This window comes from Escherichia sp. WS3227_2 (assembly GCF_046486495.1).
Taxonomy (GTDB): domain Bacteria; phylum Pseudomonadota; class Gammaproteobacteria; order Enterobacterales; family Enterobacteriaceae; genus Escherichia; species Escherichia coli.
The window spans coordinates 83,144-103,539 of the sequence record NZ_JBJQLG010000011.1; the positions used below are offsets into that span (position 1 = coordinate 83,144).

Annotated in this window: 20 protein-coding genes; 9 read left to right on the forward strand and 11 right to left on the reverse strand. The window is 51.8% G+C overall.

All coding sequences use genetic code 11. From position 1 onward, the window contains the following. Positions 1-30: 30 nt before the first annotated feature. Both groL and ACJHXB_RS16495 read left to right on the forward strand, forming a co-directional pair. Positions 31-1,677, forward strand: a complete 1,647-nt coding sequence (gene groL, locus ACJHXB_RS16490; protein WP_000729117.1) for a chaperonin GroEL — start codon at positions 31-33, stop codon at positions 1,675-1,677. Between the two features lie 134 nt (positions 1,678-1,811). After that, positions 1,812-2,165, forward strand: coding sequence for a DUF4156 domain-containing protein (locus ACJHXB_RS16495; protein ID WP_000558209.1), 354 nt, complete (start codon positions 1,812-1,814; stop codon positions 2,163-2,165). Between the two features lie 49 nt (positions 2,166-2,214). On the opposite strand, the gene ACJHXB_RS16500 is transcribed toward ACJHXB_RS16495, so the two are convergent. Further along, positions 2,215-3,084, reverse strand: a complete 870-nt coding sequence (locus tag ACJHXB_RS16500; protein ID WP_001008022.1) for a YjeJ family protein — start codon at positions 3,082-3,084, stop codon at positions 2,215-2,217. A 234-nt stretch (positions 3,085-3,318) separates the two neighbouring features. Next, positions 3,319-4,347 (reverse strand): EF-P beta-lysylation protein EpmB, encoded by a 1,029-nt coding sequence (gene epmB / locus ACJHXB_RS16505; protein ID WP_000940524.1) that lies wholly within the window; start codon positions 4,345-4,347, stop codon positions 3,319-3,321. A gap of 41 nt (positions 4,348-4,388) precedes the next feature. Between epmB and efp the strand changes: the two genes are divergently transcribed. From efp to sugE, 4 genes are all read left to right on the forward strand, one after another. Further along, positions 4,389-4,955, forward strand: coding sequence for an elongation factor P (efp, locus tag ACJHXB_RS16510; RefSeq protein WP_000257278.1), 567 nt, complete (start codon positions 4,389-4,391; stop codon positions 4,953-4,955). 51 nt (positions 4,956-5,006) lie between these two features. Further along, positions 5,007-5,132 carry a lipoprotein antitoxin entericidin A gene (ecnA, locus tag ACJHXB_RS16515; RefSeq protein ID WP_000977754.1) on the forward strand — a complete coding sequence of 42 codons (126 nt, stop codon included), beginning with the start codon at positions 5,007-5,009 and terminating at the stop codon, positions 5,130-5,132. A gap of 110 nt (positions 5,133-5,242) precedes the next feature. Then, on the forward strand, positions 5,243-5,389 hold the full coding sequence (ecnB, locus tag ACJHXB_RS16520) for a lipoprotein toxin entericidin B (protein WP_000239596.1): 147 nt from the start codon (positions 5,243-5,245) through the stop codon (positions 5,387-5,389). A 175-nt stretch (positions 5,390-5,564) separates the two neighbouring features. After that, complete coding sequence (sugE, locus tag ACJHXB_RS16525) at positions 5,565-5,882, forward strand: quaternary ammonium compound efflux SMR transporter SugE (protein WP_000118482.1); 318 nt, start codon at positions 5,565-5,567, stop codon at positions 5,880-5,882. Here the strand turns inward: sugE and blc are convergent. The 6 genes from blc to frdA form a co-directional block, all read right to left on the reverse strand. Further along, positions 5,879-6,412 carry a lipocalin Blc gene (gene blc / locus ACJHXB_RS16530; RefSeq protein ID WP_001238367.1) on the reverse strand — a complete coding sequence of 178 codons (534 nt, stop codon included), beginning with the start codon at positions 6,410-6,412 and terminating at the stop codon, positions 5,879-5,881. The genes sugE and blc overlap by 4 nt on opposite strands. 88 nt (positions 6,413-6,500) lie before the next feature. Further along, positions 6,501-7,634 (reverse strand): BlaEC family class C beta-lactamase, encoded by a 1,134-nt coding sequence (locus tag ACJHXB_RS16535; RefSeq protein WP_001468906.1) that lies wholly within the window; start codon positions 7,632-7,634, stop codon positions 6,501-6,503. Between the two features lie 62 nt (positions 7,635-7,696). Continuing rightward, positions 7,697-8,056 carry a fumarate reductase subunit FrdD gene (frdD, locus tag ACJHXB_RS16540; RefSeq protein ID WP_000609663.1) on the reverse strand — a complete coding sequence of 120 codons (360 nt, stop codon included), beginning with the start codon at positions 8,054-8,056 and terminating at the stop codon, positions 7,697-7,699. A 10-nt stretch (positions 8,057-8,066) separates the two neighbouring features. Further along, positions 8,067-8,462, reverse strand: coding sequence for a fumarate reductase subunit FrdC (frdC, locus tag ACJHXB_RS16545; RefSeq protein WP_000208763.1), 396 nt, complete (start codon positions 8,460-8,462; stop codon positions 8,067-8,069). 10 nt (positions 8,463-8,472) lie between these two features. After that, positions 8,473-9,207, reverse strand: coding sequence for a fumarate reductase iron-sulfur protein (gene frdB / locus ACJHXB_RS16550; protein WP_000829498.1), 735 nt, complete (start codon positions 9,205-9,207; stop codon positions 8,473-8,475). Next, positions 9,200-11,008, reverse strand: a complete 1,809-nt coding sequence (gene frdA / locus ACJHXB_RS16555) for a fumarate reductase (quinol) flavoprotein subunit (protein ID WP_001192981.1) — start codon at positions 11,006-11,008, stop codon at positions 9,200-9,202. Before frdA ends, frdB begins: the two co-directional genes overlap by 8 nt. 324 nt (positions 11,009-11,332) lie before the next feature. Between frdA and epmA the strand changes: the two genes are divergently transcribed. Together epmA and yjeM are read left to right on the forward strand one after the other, a co-directional pair. Further along, entirely contained in the window at positions 11,333-12,310 is a 978-nt protein-coding gene (epmA, locus tag ACJHXB_RS16560) for an elongation factor P--(R)-beta-lysine ligase (protein ID WP_000004771.1), read from the forward strand. Between the two features lie 218 nt (positions 12,311-12,528). Beyond that, on the forward strand, positions 12,529-14,031 hold the full coding sequence (gene yjeM, locus ACJHXB_RS16565) for a glutamate/gamma-aminobutyrate family transporter YjeM (protein ID WP_001300174.1): 1,503 nt from the start codon (positions 12,529-12,531) through the stop codon (positions 14,029-14,031). A 150-nt stretch (positions 14,032-14,181) separates the two neighbouring features. On the opposite strand, the gene mscM is transcribed toward yjeM, so the two are convergent. From mscM to rsgA, 3 genes are all read right to left on the reverse strand, one after another. Continuing rightward, positions 14,182-17,505: a miniconductance mechanosensitive channel MscM gene (mscM, locus tag ACJHXB_RS16570; protein WP_001236802.1), complete on the reverse strand. Its 3,324-nt coding sequence runs from the start codon at positions 17,503-17,505 to the stop codon at positions 14,182-14,184. Between the two features lie 21 nt (positions 17,506-17,526). Further along, positions 17,527-18,495, reverse strand: a complete 969-nt coding sequence (asd, locus tag ACJHXB_RS16575; protein WP_000934920.1) for an archaetidylserine decarboxylase — start codon at positions 18,493-18,495, stop codon at positions 17,527-17,529. Positions 18,496-18,591: 96 nt separating this feature from the next. After that, on the reverse strand, positions 18,592-19,644 hold the full coding sequence (gene rsgA, locus ACJHXB_RS16580) for a small ribosomal subunit biogenesis GTPase RsgA (protein WP_000041976.1): 1,053 nt from the start codon (positions 19,642-19,644) through the stop codon (positions 18,592-18,594). A gap of 94 nt (positions 19,645-19,738) precedes the next feature. Between rsgA and orn the strand changes: the two genes are divergently transcribed. Then, entirely contained in the window at positions 19,739-20,284 is a 546-nt protein-coding gene (gene orn, locus ACJHXB_RS16585; RefSeq protein WP_001295188.1) for an oligoribonuclease, read from the forward strand. Positions 20,285-20,396 lie beyond the last annotated feature (112 nt).

The following is a 20,396-nucleotide window of genomic DNA, read 5'->3' on the forward strand; positions in this document are numbered from 1 at the left end:
CTGAACATACGAATTTAAGGAATAAAGATAATGGCAGCTAAAGACGTAAAATTCGGTAACGACGCTCGTGTGAAAATGCTGCGCGGCGTAAACGTACTGGCAGATGCAGTGAAAGTTACCCTCGGTCCGAAAGGCCGTAACGTAGTTCTGGATAAATCTTTCGGTGCACCGACCATCACCAAAGATGGTGTTTCCGTTGCTCGTGAAATCGAACTGGAAGACAAGTTCGAAAATATGGGTGCGCAGATGGTGAAAGAAGTTGCCTCTAAAGCGAACGACGCTGCAGGCGACGGTACCACCACTGCAACCGTACTGGCTCAGGCTATCATCACTGAAGGTCTGAAAGCTGTTGCTGCGGGCATGAACCCGATGGACCTGAAACGTGGTATCGACAAAGCTGTTACCGCTGCAGTTGAAGAACTGAAAGCGCTGTCCGTACCGTGCTCTGACTCTAAAGCGATTGCTCAGGTTGGTACCATCTCCGCTAACTCCGACGAAACCGTAGGTAAACTGATCGCTGAAGCGATGGACAAAGTCGGTAAAGAAGGCGTTATCACCGTTGAAGACGGTACCGGTCTGCAGGACGAACTGGACGTGGTTGAAGGTATGCAGTTCGACCGTGGCTACCTGTCTCCTTACTTCATCAACAAGCCGGAAACTGGCGCAGTAGAACTGGAAAGCCCATTCATCCTGCTGGCTGACAAGAAAATCTCCAACATCCGCGAAATGCTGCCGGTTCTGGAAGCTGTTGCCAAAGCAGGCAAACCGCTGCTGATCATCGCTGAAGATGTAGAAGGCGAAGCGCTGGCAACTCTGGTTGTTAACACCATGCGTGGCATCGTGAAAGTTGCTGCGGTTAAAGCTCCGGGCTTCGGCGATCGTCGTAAAGCTATGCTGCAGGATATCGCAACCCTGACTGGCGGTACCGTAATCTCTGAAGAGATCGGTATGGAGCTGGAAAAAGCAACCCTGGAAGACCTGGGTCAGGCTAAACGTGTTGTGATCAACAAAGACACCACCACCATCATCGATGGCGTGGGTGAAGAAGCTGCAATCCAGGGCCGTGTTGCTCAGATCCGTCAGCAGATTGAAGAAGCAACTTCTGACTACGACCGTGAAAAACTGCAGGAGCGTGTAGCGAAACTGGCAGGCGGCGTTGCAGTTATCAAAGTAGGTGCTGCTACCGAAGTTGAAATGAAAGAGAAAAAAGCACGCGTTGAAGACGCCCTGCACGCGACCCGTGCTGCGGTAGAAGAAGGCGTGGTTGCTGGTGGTGGTGTTGCGCTGATCCGCGTAGCGTCTAAACTGGCTGACCTGCGTGGTCAGAACGAAGACCAGAACGTGGGTATCAAAGTTGCACTGCGTGCAATGGAAGCTCCGCTGCGTCAGATCGTCCTGAACTGCGGCGAAGAACCGTCTGTTGTTGCTAACACTGTTAAAGGCGGCGACGGCAACTACGGTTACAACGCAGCAACCGAAGAATACGGCAACATGATCGACATGGGTATCCTGGATCCAACCAAAGTAACTCGTTCTGCTCTGCAGTACGCGGCTTCTGTGGCTGGCCTGATGATCACCACCGAGTGCATGGTTACCGACCTGCCGAAAAACGATGCAGCTGACTTAGGCGCTGCTGGCGGTATGGGCGGCATGGGTGGCATGGGCGGCATGATGTAATTGCCCTGCACCTCGCAGAAATAAACAAACCCCCGGGCAGAAATGTCTGGGGGTTTTTCTTTTAGTCATCTTTTTAGTATAAGATTCACACACAGACGCGAGTGGCGTCCAGCTCATTGATTATGGGGAATAACATGCACGTAAAATACTTAGCAGGGATTGTCGGTGCCGCGCTACTGATGGCGGGTTGTAGCTCCAGCAACGAATTGAGTGCTGCCGGTCAGAGTGTACGCATTGTGGACGAGCAGCCAGGCGCAGAGTGCCAGCTGATTGGTACTGCGACAGGTAAGCAAAGCAACTGGCTTTCCGGGCAACACGGTGAAGAGGGCGGTTCTATGCGCGGCGCAGCAAACGATCTGCGCAACCAGGCGGCTGCAATGGGCGGTAACGTGATTTATGGCATCAGCAGCCCGTCGCAGGGAATGTTGTCCAGTTTTGTCCCGACGGATAGCCAGATTATCGGCCAGGTATATAAGTGCCCGAACTGATGGGATCCAGAGGCTGGATACTTCCAGCCTCGTAGTAAAACAGATGGGATTATTTCGCCTGTGGTGCAGTTTTGCTGGTGGATTGAACACGTAAGTGATGTAGCGCGCGTAAGCATTGATCCTGGGTTAACGGTTGGGCGTTATTTGCCGCTACGGTGCGAACATAGACCTGACATGGTACACCCGCGAGTTTTTTCAGTCGTGGGCTGAAATCAAGCATTCGGCGAGTGATCGCCTCCACTTCTTTACCCGGCGTTGCTTCACGCGTTTTCACCACTGCGCCGCTAAATTGTTCTTTGCCACTTTCATCTTTAAAGCGGTAAAGCACCGCCAGATAATGGTTGAACAAATTATGTTTCCATTCCGGTTGGGAATAGGTGTCATATTCCAGATTGCCATTGTCCTGGCAGTCAACGTCGTATAACGGCAGGAAATCTAACAGTGAAGTAATACGTAATGCCAGTTCACGCATTTCCGCATTATTAATTGCATGAATGATTGCTCGCGCCAGCATTTCAATCTGTAATTCATTGATGACTAACTCACATTTGCTACCGTCATGTAGTGTTAATATGAAGGTAAGATTTTCGCCCTGATTATCGGTAAGTTCCAGCGTGTTAACCCGACGATTAATATCGGCATTTTTAAGCTCATCAACCAGAATTTCTGGGATGTTTTCTGCCATTTTCTTAATGACTTTATCGCGAGCTTGCTCATACTGAAGGCGTGCAGCAGCATCCAGTTTATGCTTTTGATGCAAACGGCTTTCCAGCGCAATCAGAAGGTCGCGCAGTTCCATGACAGACAGAAAGAACAACGATTCTTTATTGCGAGGCTCTTTAATTTTCAGCGCCAGTGCAATGAAATTATTACTCTTGCGAATAACACCGGTATTAACACCCTTGATGCTTATGGCCATGTAGGTTCTCCCTAACCATTTCTCAATTAAATAATTAATTTTAATTTATAAGCCAGATAAATGGGCTTGGTAGTAATAGTTGTTAAAATAACATAAATAGCCGTGCTCACTCTATATAAACAGAAAAGAAAGGTTAATTATTGGTGTTGGTTATATAAAAAGTAATAACAGCAATGTATATGAATAATTAAAGGTTATGCAACGTGCAAAGATTAAACTTCCCTGTTTAATCAGTTACTGCTGGCGTAGCTGGAGATCCAGCGGCGTTTTGCTGGGTTCGCCGCCAATTTCTCGCGCCAGTTTAGGCACCAGATATCCCGACACCAGTGTCAGCAACTCACGCATAATCTGCCGTGCTTCGTCATCACTCACCATAAAATGCGCCGCGCCCTGTACTTTATCGAGCACATGCAGGTAATACGGCATCACGCCCGCATCGAACAACGCATTACTCAGGTTTGCCAGCGTTTGCGCGTTATCGTTCACACCACGTAACAGAACGCTCTGGTTCAGCAAAGTAACGCCTACCCGGCGCAACTTAGCCATCGCCTGACGGAATGTTTCATCTATCTCATTGGCATGGTTGATGTGATTCACCAGCAAGATTTGCAGCGTAGAATGTGAAAAGCGTTCAACCAGCGCATCTGTGATGCGTGCCGGGATCACAATCGGCAGACGGCTGTGAATCCGCAGACGTTTGATATGCGGGATGGCTTCCAGTTGTGTGAGCAACCAGTCCAGCTCGTGATCTTTCGCCATCAGCGGATCGCCGCCGGAGAAAATCATCTCGTCCAGTTCCGGATGCGTAGCAACATACTCAAGTGCAGTTTGCCAGTTACGCTTGTTGCCCTGATTTTCGGCATAGGGGAAGTGGCGACGGAAGCAATAGCGGCAATTTACCGCGCAGCCGCCTTTGACCAGCAAAAGCGCCCGGTTGTGGTATTTATGCAACAAACCAGGCACTACGCTGTGCTGTTCTTCCAGTGGGTCGGTGGAGAATCCGGGCGCGACGACAAACTCATCTTGCGAGGTAAGTACCTGACGCAAAAGAGGATCGTCCGGATTGCCTTTCTCCATGCGATCGATAAATGAGCGGGGCACACGCAGGGCAAAAAGCTTTTTGGCGCTGCGTCCGGCCAACAGTTTTTCGTCCGCGTCTATATTCAAAAGACGCAGAAGTTCATCAGGATCGGTCACAACATCGGCAAGTTGCGTTAACCAATCTTCTCTGGATGGGGTATTTAGGGTTACAATATGCGCCATTTTGTGGCTTAGCTACCAATTAACAAATTTCAGAGGGCCTTATGGCAACGTACTATAGCAACGATTTTCGTGCTGGTCTTAAAATCATGTTAGACGGCGAACCTTACGCGGTTGAAGCGAGTGAATTCGTAAAACCGGGTAAAGGCCAGGCATTTGCTCGCGTTAAACTGCGTCGTCTGCTGACCGGTACTCGCGTAGAAAAAACCTTCAAATCTACTGATTCCGCTGAAGGCGCTGATGTTGTCGATATGAACCTGACTTACCTGTACAACGACGGTGAGTTCTGGCACTTCATGAACAACGAAACTTTCGAGCAGCTGTCTGCTGATGCAAAAGCAATTGGCGACAACGCTAAATGGCTGCTGGATCAGGCAGAGTGTATCGTAACTCTGTGGAATGGTCAGCCGATCTCCGTTACTCCGCCGAACTTCGTTGAACTGGAAATCGTGGATACCGATCCGGGCCTGAAAGGTGATACCGCAGGTACTGGCGGCAAACCGGCTACCCTGTCTACTGGCGCTGTGGTTAAAGTTCCGCTGTTTGTACAAATCGGCGAAGTCATCAAAGTGGATACCCGCTCTGGTGAATACGTCTCTCGCGTGAAGTAATGCGGTTGTGGTGCGGCCTGCAGGCTGCACCATCACTTATTCAGGTCAGAGATGATGAAACGCCTTATCGTTCTTGTTTTGCTTGCCAGTGCGCTGCTCACGGGCTGTAACACCGCTCGCGGTTTTGGTGAAGACATTAAACATCTCGGTAATTCCATCTCCCGCGCTGCCAGCTAATTTTTCTTCTCTTCCGAAAAATCATCAGATTTCCATCATTTTTGGCGATGTTGTCTATTATTAATTTGCTATAGGCAAACATAAATAACATTACCTAAAAGGAAGACGTTATGGTGAAGAAGACAATTGCAGCGATCTTTTCTGTTCTGGTGCTTTCAACAGTATTAACTGCCTGCAACACCACGCGTGGCGTAGGTGAAGACATTTCTGATGGCGGTAACGCGATTTCTGGCGCAGCAACGAAAGCGCAGCAATAAGCAATAACGGTACGGCAGCTGTGTCGTGCCGTTTGTTTTTTCTGCGATAGTTACAAAGGTAATAGTTGAAATTCCTCTGCCACCTGGCAAAATATCCGTTCAACCATCAGCTTTGCAGGACGACCTGCAAACGCCTCTTTTCACCGGGGACGGCCCCAATTCTCCGGAGCCTGATATGTCCTGGATTATCTTAGTTATTGCTGGTCTGCTGGAAGTGGTATGGGCCGTTGGCCTGAAATATACCCACGGCTTTAGTCGTTTGACGCCAAGTGTTATTACCGTGACGGCGATGATTGTCAGTATGGCGCTACTTGCCTGGGCGATGAAATCGCTACCGGTAGGGACGGCTTATGCCGTGTGGACGGGTATTGGCGCAGTCGGCGCGGCCATCACCGGCATTGTGCTGCTCGGCGAGTCCGCTAACCCGATGCGCCTGGCGAGTCTGGCGTTAATCGTATTGGGGATTATTGGTCTGAAACTCAGCACTCATTAACTACCGGGTTGCTGTACCCAAATAAACTTACTGACATCAAACCCTTCCCGGGTCGCGATTGCCAGCATCTCCTGTTTCACTTCGTCAGAAATGGTTGGCGTGCGGGAGAGTATCCACAGGTAGTCGCGGTCCGGGCCGCAAACCAGCGCATGGCGGTATTCCCGATCGAGTGCAATAACGTTATAACCGCCATAGAAAGGACCAAAGAATGACACTTTCAGCGCAGCGCGAGTTGGTGCGCCGGTAAAGTACGCTTTCCCTTCACTCTGTTGCCACATTTCTCTGTCAGGGTTATAGCCTTTATTAATGACATTCAGGCCGCCGTCATCCCGCAGGCTGTATGTTGCGGTGACTTTTTCCAGTCCACGTTCAAAGCGGTGATCAAAACGGGCAATCTCATACCAGGTACCGAGATAGCGTTTAGCATCGAAATTATTCACTACGGTCACGCCACGGGGCGGCGTAGGAGAACTGCAGGCAACGACCAGAAATGCAGCTGTCGCTGCGGCAACGAGAGGGAGCAGGCGCATAAATGTTTCCTTACTGGTTTTTTTCTAAGTGTAGATGACAGCAAGGAAAAGCGGAGAAAAGGTCCAAAAATTCGGACCCGATGAAATTTTACTGTAGAGCGTTGAGAATCTGCCAGGCGGCAGTGACTCTCGCTGGATTGGGATAGTTTTTGTTAGCCAGCATCACGATACCCAGCTCTTTTTCTGGAATAAACGCGACATAGCTACCAAATCCGCCGGTCGCCCCTGTTTTATGTACCCATGATGCGCGCACTGCAGGAGTTGGGGGCGTAATCGCTTTTACGGGGCGTGCTGCCAGTGCAATTTTATTGTCACTGCCGTTAATGATGCTGTCAGGATTTACCGGCCAGTCCAGCATTTCCCAGCCCAGGCCCTGATACATATCGCCGGTTTGCCAGTAGCGAGATTGTGCCAGTTGTATCCCTTGTTGAAGCGTTTTCTCAGTGATATCAAGGGGTTTTAAATTGCTTTGCACCCAGCGGGCCATATCTTCAATGGTCGACTTCACACCATAAGCTTCAGCATCTAACGCCCCTGGCGAAACATGCACTGCCTTACCTTCGCGATATCCCCAGGCGTAATTCTTTTCTTCTGCGGGCGGTACATTAATCCACGTATGGTTGAGTTTGAGTGGCTGGAAGACACGAGTTTGCATCGCCTGCTCAAAACTCAAACCAGACGGCTTCACAGCCAGTGCGCCGAACAAACCGATACTGGAGTTGGCATACAGACGTTGTGTTCCTGGAGCCCATGCAGGCTGCCAGTTTTGATAGAAGCGCAGCAAGTCGCTTGAGGATTTAACGTCATCCGGCACCTGCAATGGCAGGCCGCCAGCGGTGTAGGTCGCAAGATGTAATAGTGTGATCCCATTCCATTGTTTAGCGGTAAGTTCAGGCCAGTATTTTGTCGCGGGATCGCTTAACTTGATTTCCCCTCGTGCAATAGCGTCGCCACCAAGCACGCCCGTAAATGTTTTGCTGACCGAACCTAACTCAAACAACGTTTGCTGTGTGACGGGCTGCTTTTTGGCGATGTCCGCATAGCCCCAGGTAAAGTAATAAGGTTTACCCTGATAAATTACCGCCACCGCCATACCGGGGATCTTTTGTTGCTCTATAAGCGGGGTAATTGTGCGATGCACAATATCGTTGATTTGTTGAGGGGCGGCAAATGTGGAGCAAGAGGCGGTAATTAATAAGGCGCAGAGCGTCATTTTGAACATAGGGTCTGGTTTCCATACAAAAAGGCCCGCCATAGGCGGGCCGGATTTACATTGGCGATGCGTTAGATTGTAACGACACCAATCAGCGTGACAACTGTCAGGATAGCAGCCAGACCGTAGAAAACCCATTTGCCCGCAGGTACGTGGATTTTCAGATCGTGCATCGCGTGGTGCATACGGTGTAAACCACACCACAACGGCAGAACGATCATCAGGAACAGGAATACGCGACCAATGAAGCTCTGCGCGAACGCCAGAACGCGCTCGTAGCTCAGTGCGTCACCCGGAAACAGCCCCAGCGGCAGCAGAATACCCACCAGCAGGATCATCACCGGCGCAATAATTGCGCTCCACATACCACCGGCCCCGAAGAGGCCCCAGAATACCGGTTCGTCAGAACGCTTTGGATTTGGATTAATCATCTCAGGCTCCTTACCAGTACAGGGCAACAAACAGGATTACGATGGTGGCAACCACAGTTACCGCCCAGAGACTTTTGATAATTGGCTCTGGTCCCATTTTTTCGTCTTTTACAATGATATTGGCCGCTTTTGGTGCCAGTTCAAACCAGGTTTTGGTGTGCAGCAGAGCTGCCGCCAGAGTGATCAGGTTAATGATCACAATAACCGGGTTTTGTAAAAAGTCGACGAATCCCGCCCAGCTTTCCGGGCCATTTTTCAGGGCAAACAGCCCGAAAATCAGTTCAATGCTGAACCACACAGCCGGAACTGCCGTGCCTTCGCGCAGCATGTAAAAGCGATAAAACGGCAATTTTTTCCACCAGGTGGACGTCATTGGCCGTACATACGGTTTACGTTTAGTCGTCATGTTGCACTCCTTAGCGTGGTTTCAGGGTCGCGATAAGAAAATCTTTCGAACTTTCTACTTTGCCCTGCTGAATGGCCGCAGCCGGATCGACGTGTTTCGGGCAGACTTCGGAGCAGTAGCCCACGAAAGTACAGCTCCATACGCCGTTCTGGCTGTTCAACTGCGCCATACGCTCCTTCTTACCGTGGTCGCGGCTATCTTCGTTGTAACGATGCGCCAGCGTAATGGCAGCCGGACCGATGAACTCTGGGTTCAGGCCAAACTGCGGGCACGCGGCGTAGCACAGACCACAGTTGATGCAACCGGAGAACTGGTGATACTTCGCCATCTGCGCCGGGGTCTGGATGTTAGTACCTTGATCCGCGGTGCGGGAGTTGCCGATGATGTACGGTTTGATCGCTTCCAGACTTTCGATGAAGTGGGTCATATCGACCACCAGATCGCGTTCAATCGGGAAGTTAGCTAACGCTTCAACCTTCATACCGTCGGTGTAATCACGCAGGAAGGTTTTACATGCCAGTTTTGGCACGTTGTTAACCATCATGCCGCAGGAACCACAAATCGCCATACGGCAGGACCAGCGGTAGCTCAGGTCCGGTGCCAGGTTGTCTTTGATGTAGCCCAGCGCATCCAGTAATGAGGTAGTTGCGTCATAAGGCACTTCATAGAATGCGCTATGCGGTGCGGTATCGACTTCCGGGTTATAGCGCACCACCTCAATTTTCAGGTTTTTCATCTCAGCCATTCGCCTTCTCCTTCTTATTGGCTGCTTCCGCCTTATCGGCTGCATCCGCTTCGCCACCGTAAACGCGTTTAGCTGGCGGCAGCGTAGTAATCTTCACGTCGCTGTACTCCAGGCGAGTTGTGCCATCAGCATCGCGGAAGGCGAGGGTGTGTTTGAGGAAGTTGACGTCGTCACGCTCGGTGCAACCTTCGTCCAGACGCTGGTGCGCGCCGCGGGACTCTTTACGTGCCATTGCGGAGTGCGCCATACATTCAGCAACGTTCAGACCGTGACCCAGTTCAATGGTGTAGAGCAGGTCGGTGTTGAACACGCTGGAGGTGTCGGTGATGCGCACGCGCTTGAAGCGTTCCTGCAGCTCAGCCAGCTTGTCGATGGTTTTCTGCATCAGTTCCGGCGTACGGTAGATACCGCAACCTTCTTCCATAGCCAGGCCCATTTCGTCGCGGATCTTCGCCCAGTTTTCGCCGCCCTCCTGGTTAACCAGATCTTTCAGACGTTGTTCAACGCCAGCTGCCTGCGCTTCAATTGCCGCTTCGTTGCCATTACCGGCAGTTGCTGCACGCTCTGTCGCTTGTTCACCGGCCAGACGGCCGAAGACCACCAGTTCCGCCAGGGAGTTAGAACCCAGACGGTTTGCACCGTGCAGACCAACAGAGGAACATTCACCCACGGCGAACAGACCTTTAATGCGGGTTTCACAGTTCTGATCGGTTTCGATACCGCCCATGGTGTAGTGTGCGGTCGGACGTACCGGAATCGGTTCTTTAACCGGATCGACGCCAACGTACGCTTTCGCCAGTTCGCAGATGAACGGCAGACGTTCATGCAGTTTTTTCTCGCCGAGGTGACGCAGGTCGAGATAAACCACATCGCCACGCGGCGTGGAGATGGTGTTGCCTTTACGCCATTCGTGCCAGAAGGCCTGAGAAACTTTGTCGCGTGGACCCAGTTCCATATATTTGTTTTTCGGCTCGCCCAGCGGAGTTTCCGGGCCCATGCCGTAATCTTGCAGATAACGGTAGCCATTTTTGTTGACCAGAATACCGCCTTCACCGCGGCAGCCTTCGGTCATCAGGATACCGGAACCTGGCAGACCGGTTGGGTGATACTGAACGAATTCCATGTCACGCAGCGGAACGCCGTGGCTTAGCGCCATACCCATACCGTCACCGGTAACGATGCCGCCGTTGGTGTTGTAACGATAAACGCGACCCGCACCGCCGGTAGCCATAACGACCGCGTTAGCACGGATCTGCACCAGCGTGCCTTCCATCATGTTCATTGCTACCAGGCCGCGAACATGACCATCATCAACCAGAATATCCAGCACGAAATGTTCGTCAAAACGCTGGATCTGCGGGAATTGCAGAGAGGTCTGGAACAGCGTGTGCAGCATATGGAAGCCGGTCTTATCGGCGGCGAACCAGGTACGCTCGATTTTCATGCCGCCGAAGCGACGTACGTTGACGCTACCATCCGGGCGACGGCTCCATGGGCATCCCCACAGTTCCAGTTGGGTCATTTCGGTTGGGCAGTGGTGGACGAAATAATCCACGACATCCTGCTCACACAACCAGTCGCCACCCGCTACTGTATCGTGAAAGTGATATTCGAAGCTGTCATGATCCTGCGCGACAGCGGCGGAGCCCCCTTCTGCAGCAACGGTATGGCTACGCATCGGGTATACTTTTGAGATTAGTGCGATTTTTGCATTTGGATTTGCCTGCGCGGCAGCAATTGCAGCACGTAATCCCGCGCCACCGGCGCCTACAATGGCAAGATCGGCTTGAAAGGTTTGCACGACATTCCTCCAGATTGTTTTTATCCCACAGCCCCGTACTTCAGGGTAAGTGCCTGAAAGTTACGGTCTGCGAACGCTATTCCACTGCTCCTTTATAGGTACAACAGTATAGTCTGATGGATAAGTCTGAAATTTGACGAGATCGATTTTTTTAGTGCGCAAGAGGGCTAAATTATCACTGAAGATGATTAATTTAATTACTAAACCATCAGATCGTGCTTTTTTTAGTCACTGCCCACCGTTGTTTGATTCCTGCGTAAAATTTGTCTCGCCGTCGCGTTGCGAGTAGACTTCGTGCCCTTGTCAAAAACTGGAGATTTAACTATGAGCGAAACGGCATCCTGGCAGCCGAGCGCATCCATTCCTAACTTATTAAAACGCGCGGCGATTATGGCGGAGATCCGTCGTTTCTTTGCCGATCGTGGAGTGCTGGAGGTGGAGACGCCTTGTATGAGCCAGGCGACGGTAACCGATATTCATTTGGTCCCGTTTGAGACACGTTTCGTTGGCCCCGGGCATTCGCAGGGGATGAATCTCTGGTTAATGACCAGCCCGGAATACCATATGAAACGCCTGCTGGTTGCCGGTTGTGGGCCGGTATTCCAGCTGTGCCGCAGCTTCCGTAATGAAGAGATGGGGCGTTATCACAACCCTGAGTTCACTATGCTGGAGTGGTATCGACCGCACTATGATATGTACCGGTTGATGAACGAGGTGGACGATCTCTTACAACAGGTGCTTGACTGCCCGGCAGCAGAAAGCCTTTCTTATCAACAAGCTTTCTTGCGTTATCTAGAAATTGACCCGCTCTCTGCCGACAAAACGCAACTGCGGGAAGTGGCAGCGAAACTGGATTTGAGCAACGTTGCCGATACCGAAGAAGACCGCGACACGCTGCTACAACTGCTGTTTACCTTTGGCGTAGAGCCAAATATTGGCAAAGAAAAACCGACCTTTGTGTACCACTTTCCGGCCAGCCAGGCATCACTGGCGCAAATCAGTACCGAAGATCATCGGGTCGCTGAACGCTTTGAGGTTTATTATAAAGGTATTGAGCTGGCGAATGGTTTCCATGAATTGACGGATGCCCGTGAGCAGCAACAACGCTTTGAACAAGATAACCGTAAGCGCGCGGCGCGCGGTTTGCCGCAGCACCCCATTGATCAGAATCTGATTGAAGCCTTGAAAGTCGGTATGCCTGACTGTTCCGGCGTGGCATTAGGTGTTGATCGTCTGGTGATGTTGGCGCTGGGCGCGGAGACACTGGCTGAAGTCATCGCCTTTAGCGTTGACCGGGCATAATTCTGAAAAATTACTGAATTAACCGCGAAGAATGGCGTGATAAGCGCCATTCTGTAGCATATGTTTTCATTTTTCCGCTAAAGGCCACAATTTAAGACTGGATATTTGATATCATCCAGGTATCAATTCTGTATTGGTTTTTACGCTGCCCGCTCAATGTTGGGCAGTGCAGTTCAGTGGGCGCGTTTTATACACGCGCTGAAATGAAGGATGGTTTCATGCCTCACACGATAAAAAAGATGAGTCTGATAGGACTCATATTGATGATCTTTACTTCCGTATTTGGATTTGCCAATAGCCCATCGGCTTATTACTTAATGGGTTATAGTGCGATTCCCTTTTATATATTTTCTGCATTGTTATTCTTTATTCCATTCGCCTTAATGATGGCTGAAATGGGAGCTGCTTATCGCAAAGAAGAAGGCGGTATCTATTCCTGGATGAATAATAGTGTCGGACCACGTTTTGCCTTCATTGGTACATTTATGTGGTTTTCCTCTTATATCATCTGGATGGTGAGTACCTCCGCGAAAGTTTGGGTACCGTTCTCAACATTCCTCTATGGTAGCGACATGACCCAGCACTGGCGTATTGCCGGACTGGAGCCTACGCAGGTGGTTGGTCTGCTGGCAGTGGCATGGATGATTCTGGTCACCGTCGTTGCTTCAAAGGGGATTAATAAAATTGCCCGCATTACTGCGGTGGGCGGTATTGCAGTAATGTGTCTGAATTTAGTATTGCTGTTAGTAAGCATTACTATTTTGTTATTAAATGGTGGGCATTTCGCGCAGGATATTAATTTCCTTGCATCACCGAACCCAGGTTATCAGTCCGGTCTGGCAATGCTATCGTTTGTGGTATTTGCTATTTTTGCCTATGGCGGAATTGAAGCGGTTGGTGGTCTGGTCGATAAAACGGAAAATCCAGAAAAGAACTTTGCCAAAGGTATTGTTTTTGCCGCTATTGTTATTTCAATCGGTTATTCGCTGGCAATATTTTTATGGGGCGTCAGCACAAACTGGCAGCAGGTATTAAGTAATGGTTCCGTTAACCTCGGCAATATTACCTATGTGCTGATGAAGAGCCTCGGGGTGACGCTGGGTAACGCACTGCATTTGTCACCTGAAGCGTCATTGTCGCTGGGCGTGTGGTTTGCGCGTATTACCGGACTTTCGATGTTCCTCGCTTATACCGGTGCGTTCTTTACGCTTTGCTATTCACCGCTGAAAGCCATCATCCAGGGGACGCCGAAAGCGTTGTGGCCGGAACCGATGACGCGCCTGAATGCGATGGGGATGCCGTCTATCGCCATGTGGATGCAGTGCGGGTTGGTTACTGTCTTCATCCTGCTGGTTTCGTTTGGTGGCGGTACCGCATCGGCGTTCTTTAACAAGCTGACGCTGATGGCGAACGTGTCTATGACGCTTCCTTACTTGTTCCTCGCGCTGGCTTTCCCATTCTTTAAAGCACGTCAGGATCTCGACAGACCATTTGTGATTTTCAAAACGCGTATGTCGGCAATGATTGCGACGGTGGTTGTTGTACTGGTGGTGACATTTGCGAACGTCTTCACCATCATTCAACCTGTGGTTGAAGCCGGAGACTGGGACAGCACATTGTGGATGATTGGCGGCCCTGTCTTCTTCTCGCTGTTAGCGATGGCGATTTACCAGAACTATTGCAGTCGCATGGCGAATAAACCTGAGTTAGCTCTCGACTGATCCTATGAAATCCTGCAACTCATCGTCTCTCCGACGATGAGTTGTCAGGAAGTAATGCGTATGGATGATACTCTCCAGGGCCGGTGATAACTGAAGATGATGTTAAGCTGCTAAATGAGCCACGTTGACATCATTTGGCAGCTTCATGCATTACAAACTTCCCGCCTGACGACCTTTGCCCGCAGACGTCAGCGTTCTCCCCGTTTGTTTACCGTTGAGGCTTTCCAGACGCATCTGGAAGGGCGGGAATGGCATATCGATACCGTGGGCATGGAAGCCTGCCAGAATTAGCTGGTGGATCTCATGGCGTAGCGGCATACGGTGACCCATCTCAGCGGCGTAAATACGCAGCTCGAAAATCTGAATCCCCTGTTGCAGATCCACCAGGAAGACTTCCGGTGCCGGGTTGTCGATCACCAGCGAGCAGCGACGCGCTGCGGTGAGCAGGATTTCCGTCACTTCTTCACTGTTGGCATCGGCAGGGGCCGGAATCGTCAACACCACGCGCGTGACCGAGTCAGAGAGCGACCAGTTGATAAACTGCTCGGTAATAAACGCCTTGTTCGGCACGATTATCTCTTTACGGTCCCAGTCGCTGATGGTGGTGGCGCGGGTGTTAATTTTCGTCACGCTACCAGTAAGATCGCGGATCGTTACCGTATCGCCAATGCGAATCGGTTTTTCGAACAGGATGATCAGGCCAGAGATAAAGTTGGCGAAAATTTCCTGCAAACCAAAACCGAGACCAACACCGAGCGCGGCGACCAGCCACTGCAATTTCGACCACTCAATACCAATCATTGAGAAGCCGACCAGCCCGCCAATCAGCATCAGCAGATATTTGGTGATGGTGGTGATGGCGTAACCTGTACCCGGCGTTAAATCCAGGTGCTGCAAAATCGCCAGTTCCAGCAGCGCGGGCAGGTTGCGCACCAGCTGCGTGGTGATGATAAACACCAGAATGGCAATCAGCACCGCACCGAGGGTAATCGGCTCCAGACTTTCTACGCCCTGTACCGTGGAGGTGACATCCCACAGCGAAATATTTTCGAGGAAGCCGAAAGCGGAATGGATTTCTGACCACAGCACAATGACCGAAAGCAGGGCGATCAACATCAAAATTGAGCGCACCAGCCGCAAGGATTGCGCACTGATGGCATCGAGATCGACTTCGCTTTCATCGACTTCAATTGCCCCTTCCGGGCTACTGTGATGATGAGCTTCCTCTTCGCCACGCGCACGTTGCGCTAACATCTCTGCCCGGCGATGCTTCGCCCGGTCAAACGCCAGCCTGCGGCGCTGGATCAGCATCCAGCGGCGGATAACGTGATAAACCACTAGTAGCAGGAACCAGATGGCAACCGAGGTTTCAAGCCTCGCTAACAGCGCCTGTGCCGTTGCCAGATAACCCACCGCCGACGCCAGAATAGCAACCAACGGTGCGCCAATCATCATGTTCCACAGCATATGGTTGGTAATGTTGTCACCGCTGCCTTCTTTGTTGAGATACAGCGGGATCCCGGCCTTTTTCAGACTGAGAGTGACCACCGCCAGCGCACCGCAAATGAGGATAAAGCAAAGCCGTCCCAGCGAACCGGAGAATTCACGGTCGTCGAGGTTATCGAACATCATCAGCGCCATAATCAGCGGCACAATAAGCCCGATGCTCATCAGGTAGTAGCGCATCCCACGGGAAACCCGTTCGCGCGGCCAGCCAAAATGAGCGATAAACAAGCCGTTCGGGCGAGCAAAGGTGGCGCAAATCATCACTACCCACAGCAGCGGCACGGTGGCTGTTACGCCATCACCAATCGCGACCGCCAGCGGATAAGGCCACGCCTCGCGCAAGCCGTAACCCAGCGTCATCCACAGCACCGGCAACGGTGACGCGACGAGTATCGACCAGAAAAGGGTGCGCAACGTCAGCCAGAAGTGATCCTGAGTCACTTTGCCGACTTTCGCCGCCGAACGTTCAAGAAAACGGGTGAAATAGCGGCGCGAGTAAATACTGCAACCGACCAGAATCAACGCGCCAAACAGCGGCAAAATTGTCTCTTTGCTGGTCAGCATCATCACACTGGCTTTGCCCAACTGACTGAAGGTGTCCAGCGAAATGAGACGACGCAGATCCTGGGCGATCTCCAGCGGCCAGGCGATGGTCATCGGGCGCACGTCAGAGGTCCAGAACAGATAGCGGTGCGTCGCTTCGTTCACCTCTTTCAGCGCATCCTCCAGTTGCCCGTTGGAGACTTTCAGCTTGGTCAGTTCCAGTAGTAGCGTGTCGCCACCCTGCAACAATGAGTTCAGCAACTCACGCTGAGTGCGTAGCTGTGCTTCCAGAATACGGTTTTGCTCGGCGGTCAGCGGCTGACCGTCGGCCTGATGAATCTGCCGTAGCAGCGGCTGTTTATTAAGCAGATCCTCATAACGTAACCGTTGCACACGCAACTGCGCCATTTCGGTATCAAGCTGTTGTGGTTTTGGCATTTCCGGTAGCCGTGCCACCTGCGCCCGCAACGCTTCGCCGAGCAGGTTGGACGATCCCAGCCATTGCGACTGTTCACGCAGCGTATTCAACGCCTGCCGGACCTGTAACGTCTGGCTGGCAGCCTGACGCTGTTGCGAGGCAACGAGATCCATCCGCTGCGCCTGTTGATTCAGCGCCGCCGATAGTTCGCGGTTAATTTTGAATTGCGCGACGATATCTTTCGGCAAATCGGCGCTGTTTTCTGCCAGTAATTCGGTACTTTCCAGCGCCCGCTCCGCTTCAAGCTGACGTTGGCTGTTCAACTGATTACGTAAGGCCTGCAAATATGCATCCAGTTGCTGGCTCTCTTTTTCCGCCAGCTCAGAGCGTAAGCGCGCTAATTCCTGGCGGTTATTGGCAGACAGCTGCGCCAGCTCCAGTTCATCAACGAGCGCTTTCAGACGTGCGGAGTCAGACTGCAACGCGAAATTTTGCGCCTGATTAAGCGGGGTATTGCCGGTAAGCGTTCCCAGGCGGCGCTCGATCTCATTTAACTGACGGCGGGCGTCGGTTTGCTGTTGCGGCAGTTGATTCAGCGAATCGGCAATCTCGCGGGCGCGCTCCTGCTCTTGCTGGGCCTGACGGCTTTTATCCAGCAACTGGCTGCTGACCTGGAGAATTTCCTGATTCAGAGCGTCGGTAGACATCCCCGGTGACACGCTGCGCGGCTCGTCACGCATGTTGTTTAATTGTGCACGCAGAGTAGCGGAAAGTTTCGGGTAATTATCAATGACTTCTTGATATTGCTTGATGCGCTCAAGGGAACCTTTCCGTTCCTCAAGCGCATTTAAGGCAGACTGGAGCGCCTCTACGACTTCCGGCTGCGCGGGCTTCGCCGCTTTTGCCTGCTCCAGTTCTTGTGAGATTTGTTTGCTATCGGGGGCCGTCGCGGCGTACGCCCCCCAACTGAGGCACCAGGCCATCAGAAAAGTGATAATCAGGCGCACGTCAGCGTTTCCTTTGATGGATTAGACCTGGTCTTTTTTGTCGTCAACCAATGGGCTGGCGTCGTGTTCTGCTTCGATCTCTTCAGCAGGAAGCGGGGCGGGTTCAGCGTCTGGCGTAACAAAGGTTTCGGTAGATACTGCCAGCGGCTGGCCAATTTTCGTGACAGACAGGCTTTCCAGTTGCTCAACCAGATTCACTTTACCCGGTGCAAACAGGTTGATAACGGTGGAACCGAGTTTAAAGCGACCCATTTCCTGGCCTTTCAGCAGTGCCACAGAACCGTCGTTTTCCCCGGCAGGCCAGGTCCAGCGCTTGATGATGCCTTCGCGCGGCGGCGTAATGGTGCCCGCCCAGACCGTCTCAATGCTGCCTACAATCGTCGCACCGACCAGAATCTGCGCCATCGGGCCAAATTCGGTATCGAACAGGCAGATCACGCGTTCGTTACGGGCAAACAGATTCGGCACGTTCTGAGCGGTGAGATGGTTAACGGAGAAGAGATCGCCCGGCACGTAGATCATCTCACGCAGAATACCGTTGCACGGCATGTGTACGCGGTGGTAGTCACGTGGGGAGAGGTAAGTGGTCACAAACGTACCGTTACGGAAGAGATCCGCCATCAGATAGTTGCCTGCCAGCAGGGCTTCGAGGCTGTAGTTGTGGCCTTTGGCTTGCAGGATTTTATCTTCTTCGATTTTACCCAACTGGCTGATAACGCCATCGGCAGGCATAACCAGTACATTCGGATCGGTATCGATTGGGCGTACTTCGTCACGCAGCGGACGGACAAAGAATTCGTTAAAGGTGCGGTAGCTGGCGGTATCCGGCTTTTGCGCCTCTTTCATGTCGACCTTGTAGTATTTAACGAACAGATCGATAACCAGTTTTGTCAGCCATCCTGCCCGCTTGCTTGCGCCCCAACCCGCCAGGCGAGTAAGCCATAGTTTCGGCAGAATGTACTGTAGCGAAAGTTTAAATGAATTTAACAAGGTAGCCTCCAGGCCATTGTTTTGTCGTTCCTGATCCGGCCTACATGCCGGATCCTGAAAAAAAGGGGACGATTCTAACGACGGTTAGCTTAATTGTCAGTCATCCGTATCAGAAAAGTTTTTACGCGTTTTTACCTGCGCCATGCTTTCCAGAATACGGTGATAGTTTTCGAAACGGGTTTCCGCGATTTTCCCTTCCTCAACCGCTTCCCGGATAGCGCAGCCCGGATCGGTATCGTGTTTGCAATCGCGATATTTACACAGACCTAAGTAGTCATGGAATTCGACAAAGCCCTGAGTGATTTGTTCCGGCTCCAGGTGCCAGAGGCCGAACTCACGCACACCAGGGGAGTCAATCACATCACCGCCGTGCGGGAAGTGATACAGCCGAGCGGCGGTCGTGGTGTGCTGACCAAGCCCCGAGTTGTCAGAGACATCGTTGGTCAGGATCTCTTTTTGCAGCCCCAGCAGCGCGTTCAGCAGGCTGGATTTCCCGACGCCGGACTGCCCGGCAAAAATGCTGATGCGCCCGGTCAACGCCTCTTCCAGCGGTTTCAGCCCATCCTGAGTATGACTGGAAACCATCAATACGCGATAACCGATATTGCGGTAGATATCCATCTGCTCGTTGACGAACTCCATACCTTCGTCGTCCAGCAGGTCTATCTTGTTGAGCACAATAATCGGCTCAATCTGCAAGGTTTCGCAGGCCACCAGGTAACGGTCGATAATATTGAGCGACAGCTCCGGCAAAATGGCGGAGACAATGACAATCTGGTCGATGTTGGCGGCAATAGGTTTCACGCCGTCGTAGAAATCCGGACGCGTCAACACCGAGGTGCGCTCATGCACCGCTTCCACGATCCCTTTGACATTTACGCCTTCCGCCGCCGGTTTACCCGGACGCCAGACTACGCGGTCGCCGGTCACCAGCGAACGGATGGTACGGCGAATATTGCAGCGGTGAACGTCGCCATCGGCGGATTCCACATCAGCGTGCATACCAAAGCGGCTGATGACGATACCTTCATCAGGCTCGCCAAACAGATTGTCGTCGTAGTCGGGCTTCTCCTTAGACGTTTTAAGACGACGCTGGTGATTGGCGTTCACGCGGCGCTGCTGGCCTTTGGAGAGTTTATTTTTACTCAATCGTACAGACTCCTGGTCGCCCCTGATGGGCAAAACATCTATGATACACGCAATTGTGGATCAATATAGTCACTGTGAATGGGTGGAAAATAGCATGAGTGCCAATGAAAACAACCTGATTTGGATCGATCTTGAAATGACCGGTCTGGATCCCGAGCGCGATCGCATTATTGAGATTGCCACGCTGGTGACCGATGCCAACCTGAATATTCTGGCAGAAGGGCCGACCATTGCAGTACACCAGTCTGATGAACAGCTGGCGCTGATGGATGACTGGAACGTGCGCACCCATACCGCCAGCGGGCTGGTGGAGCGCGTGAAAGCGAGCACAATGGGCGATCGTGAAGCTGAACTGGCAACGCTCGAATTCTTAAAACAGTGGGTGCCTGCGGGAAAATCGCCGATTTGCGGTAACAGCATCGGTCAGGACCGTCGCTTCCTGTTTAAATACATGCCGGAGCTGGAAGCCTACTTCCACTACCGCTATCTCGATGTTAGCACCCTGAAAGAGCTGGCGCGCCGCTGGAAGCCGGAAATTCTTGATGGCTTTACCAAGCAGGGGACGCATCAGGCGATGGATGATATCCGTGAATCGGTGGCGGAGTTGGCTTACTACCGCGAGCATTTTATCAAGCTGTAAAATTTTTCCTGGTCACGTAAGCGCCGGAATCCACTTGCGGCGGCGTGATTTTGACGCTAAATTGAACGTCTTGCTGATAATTTCAGCATTTGAGATAAAAACTCAAAAAAAA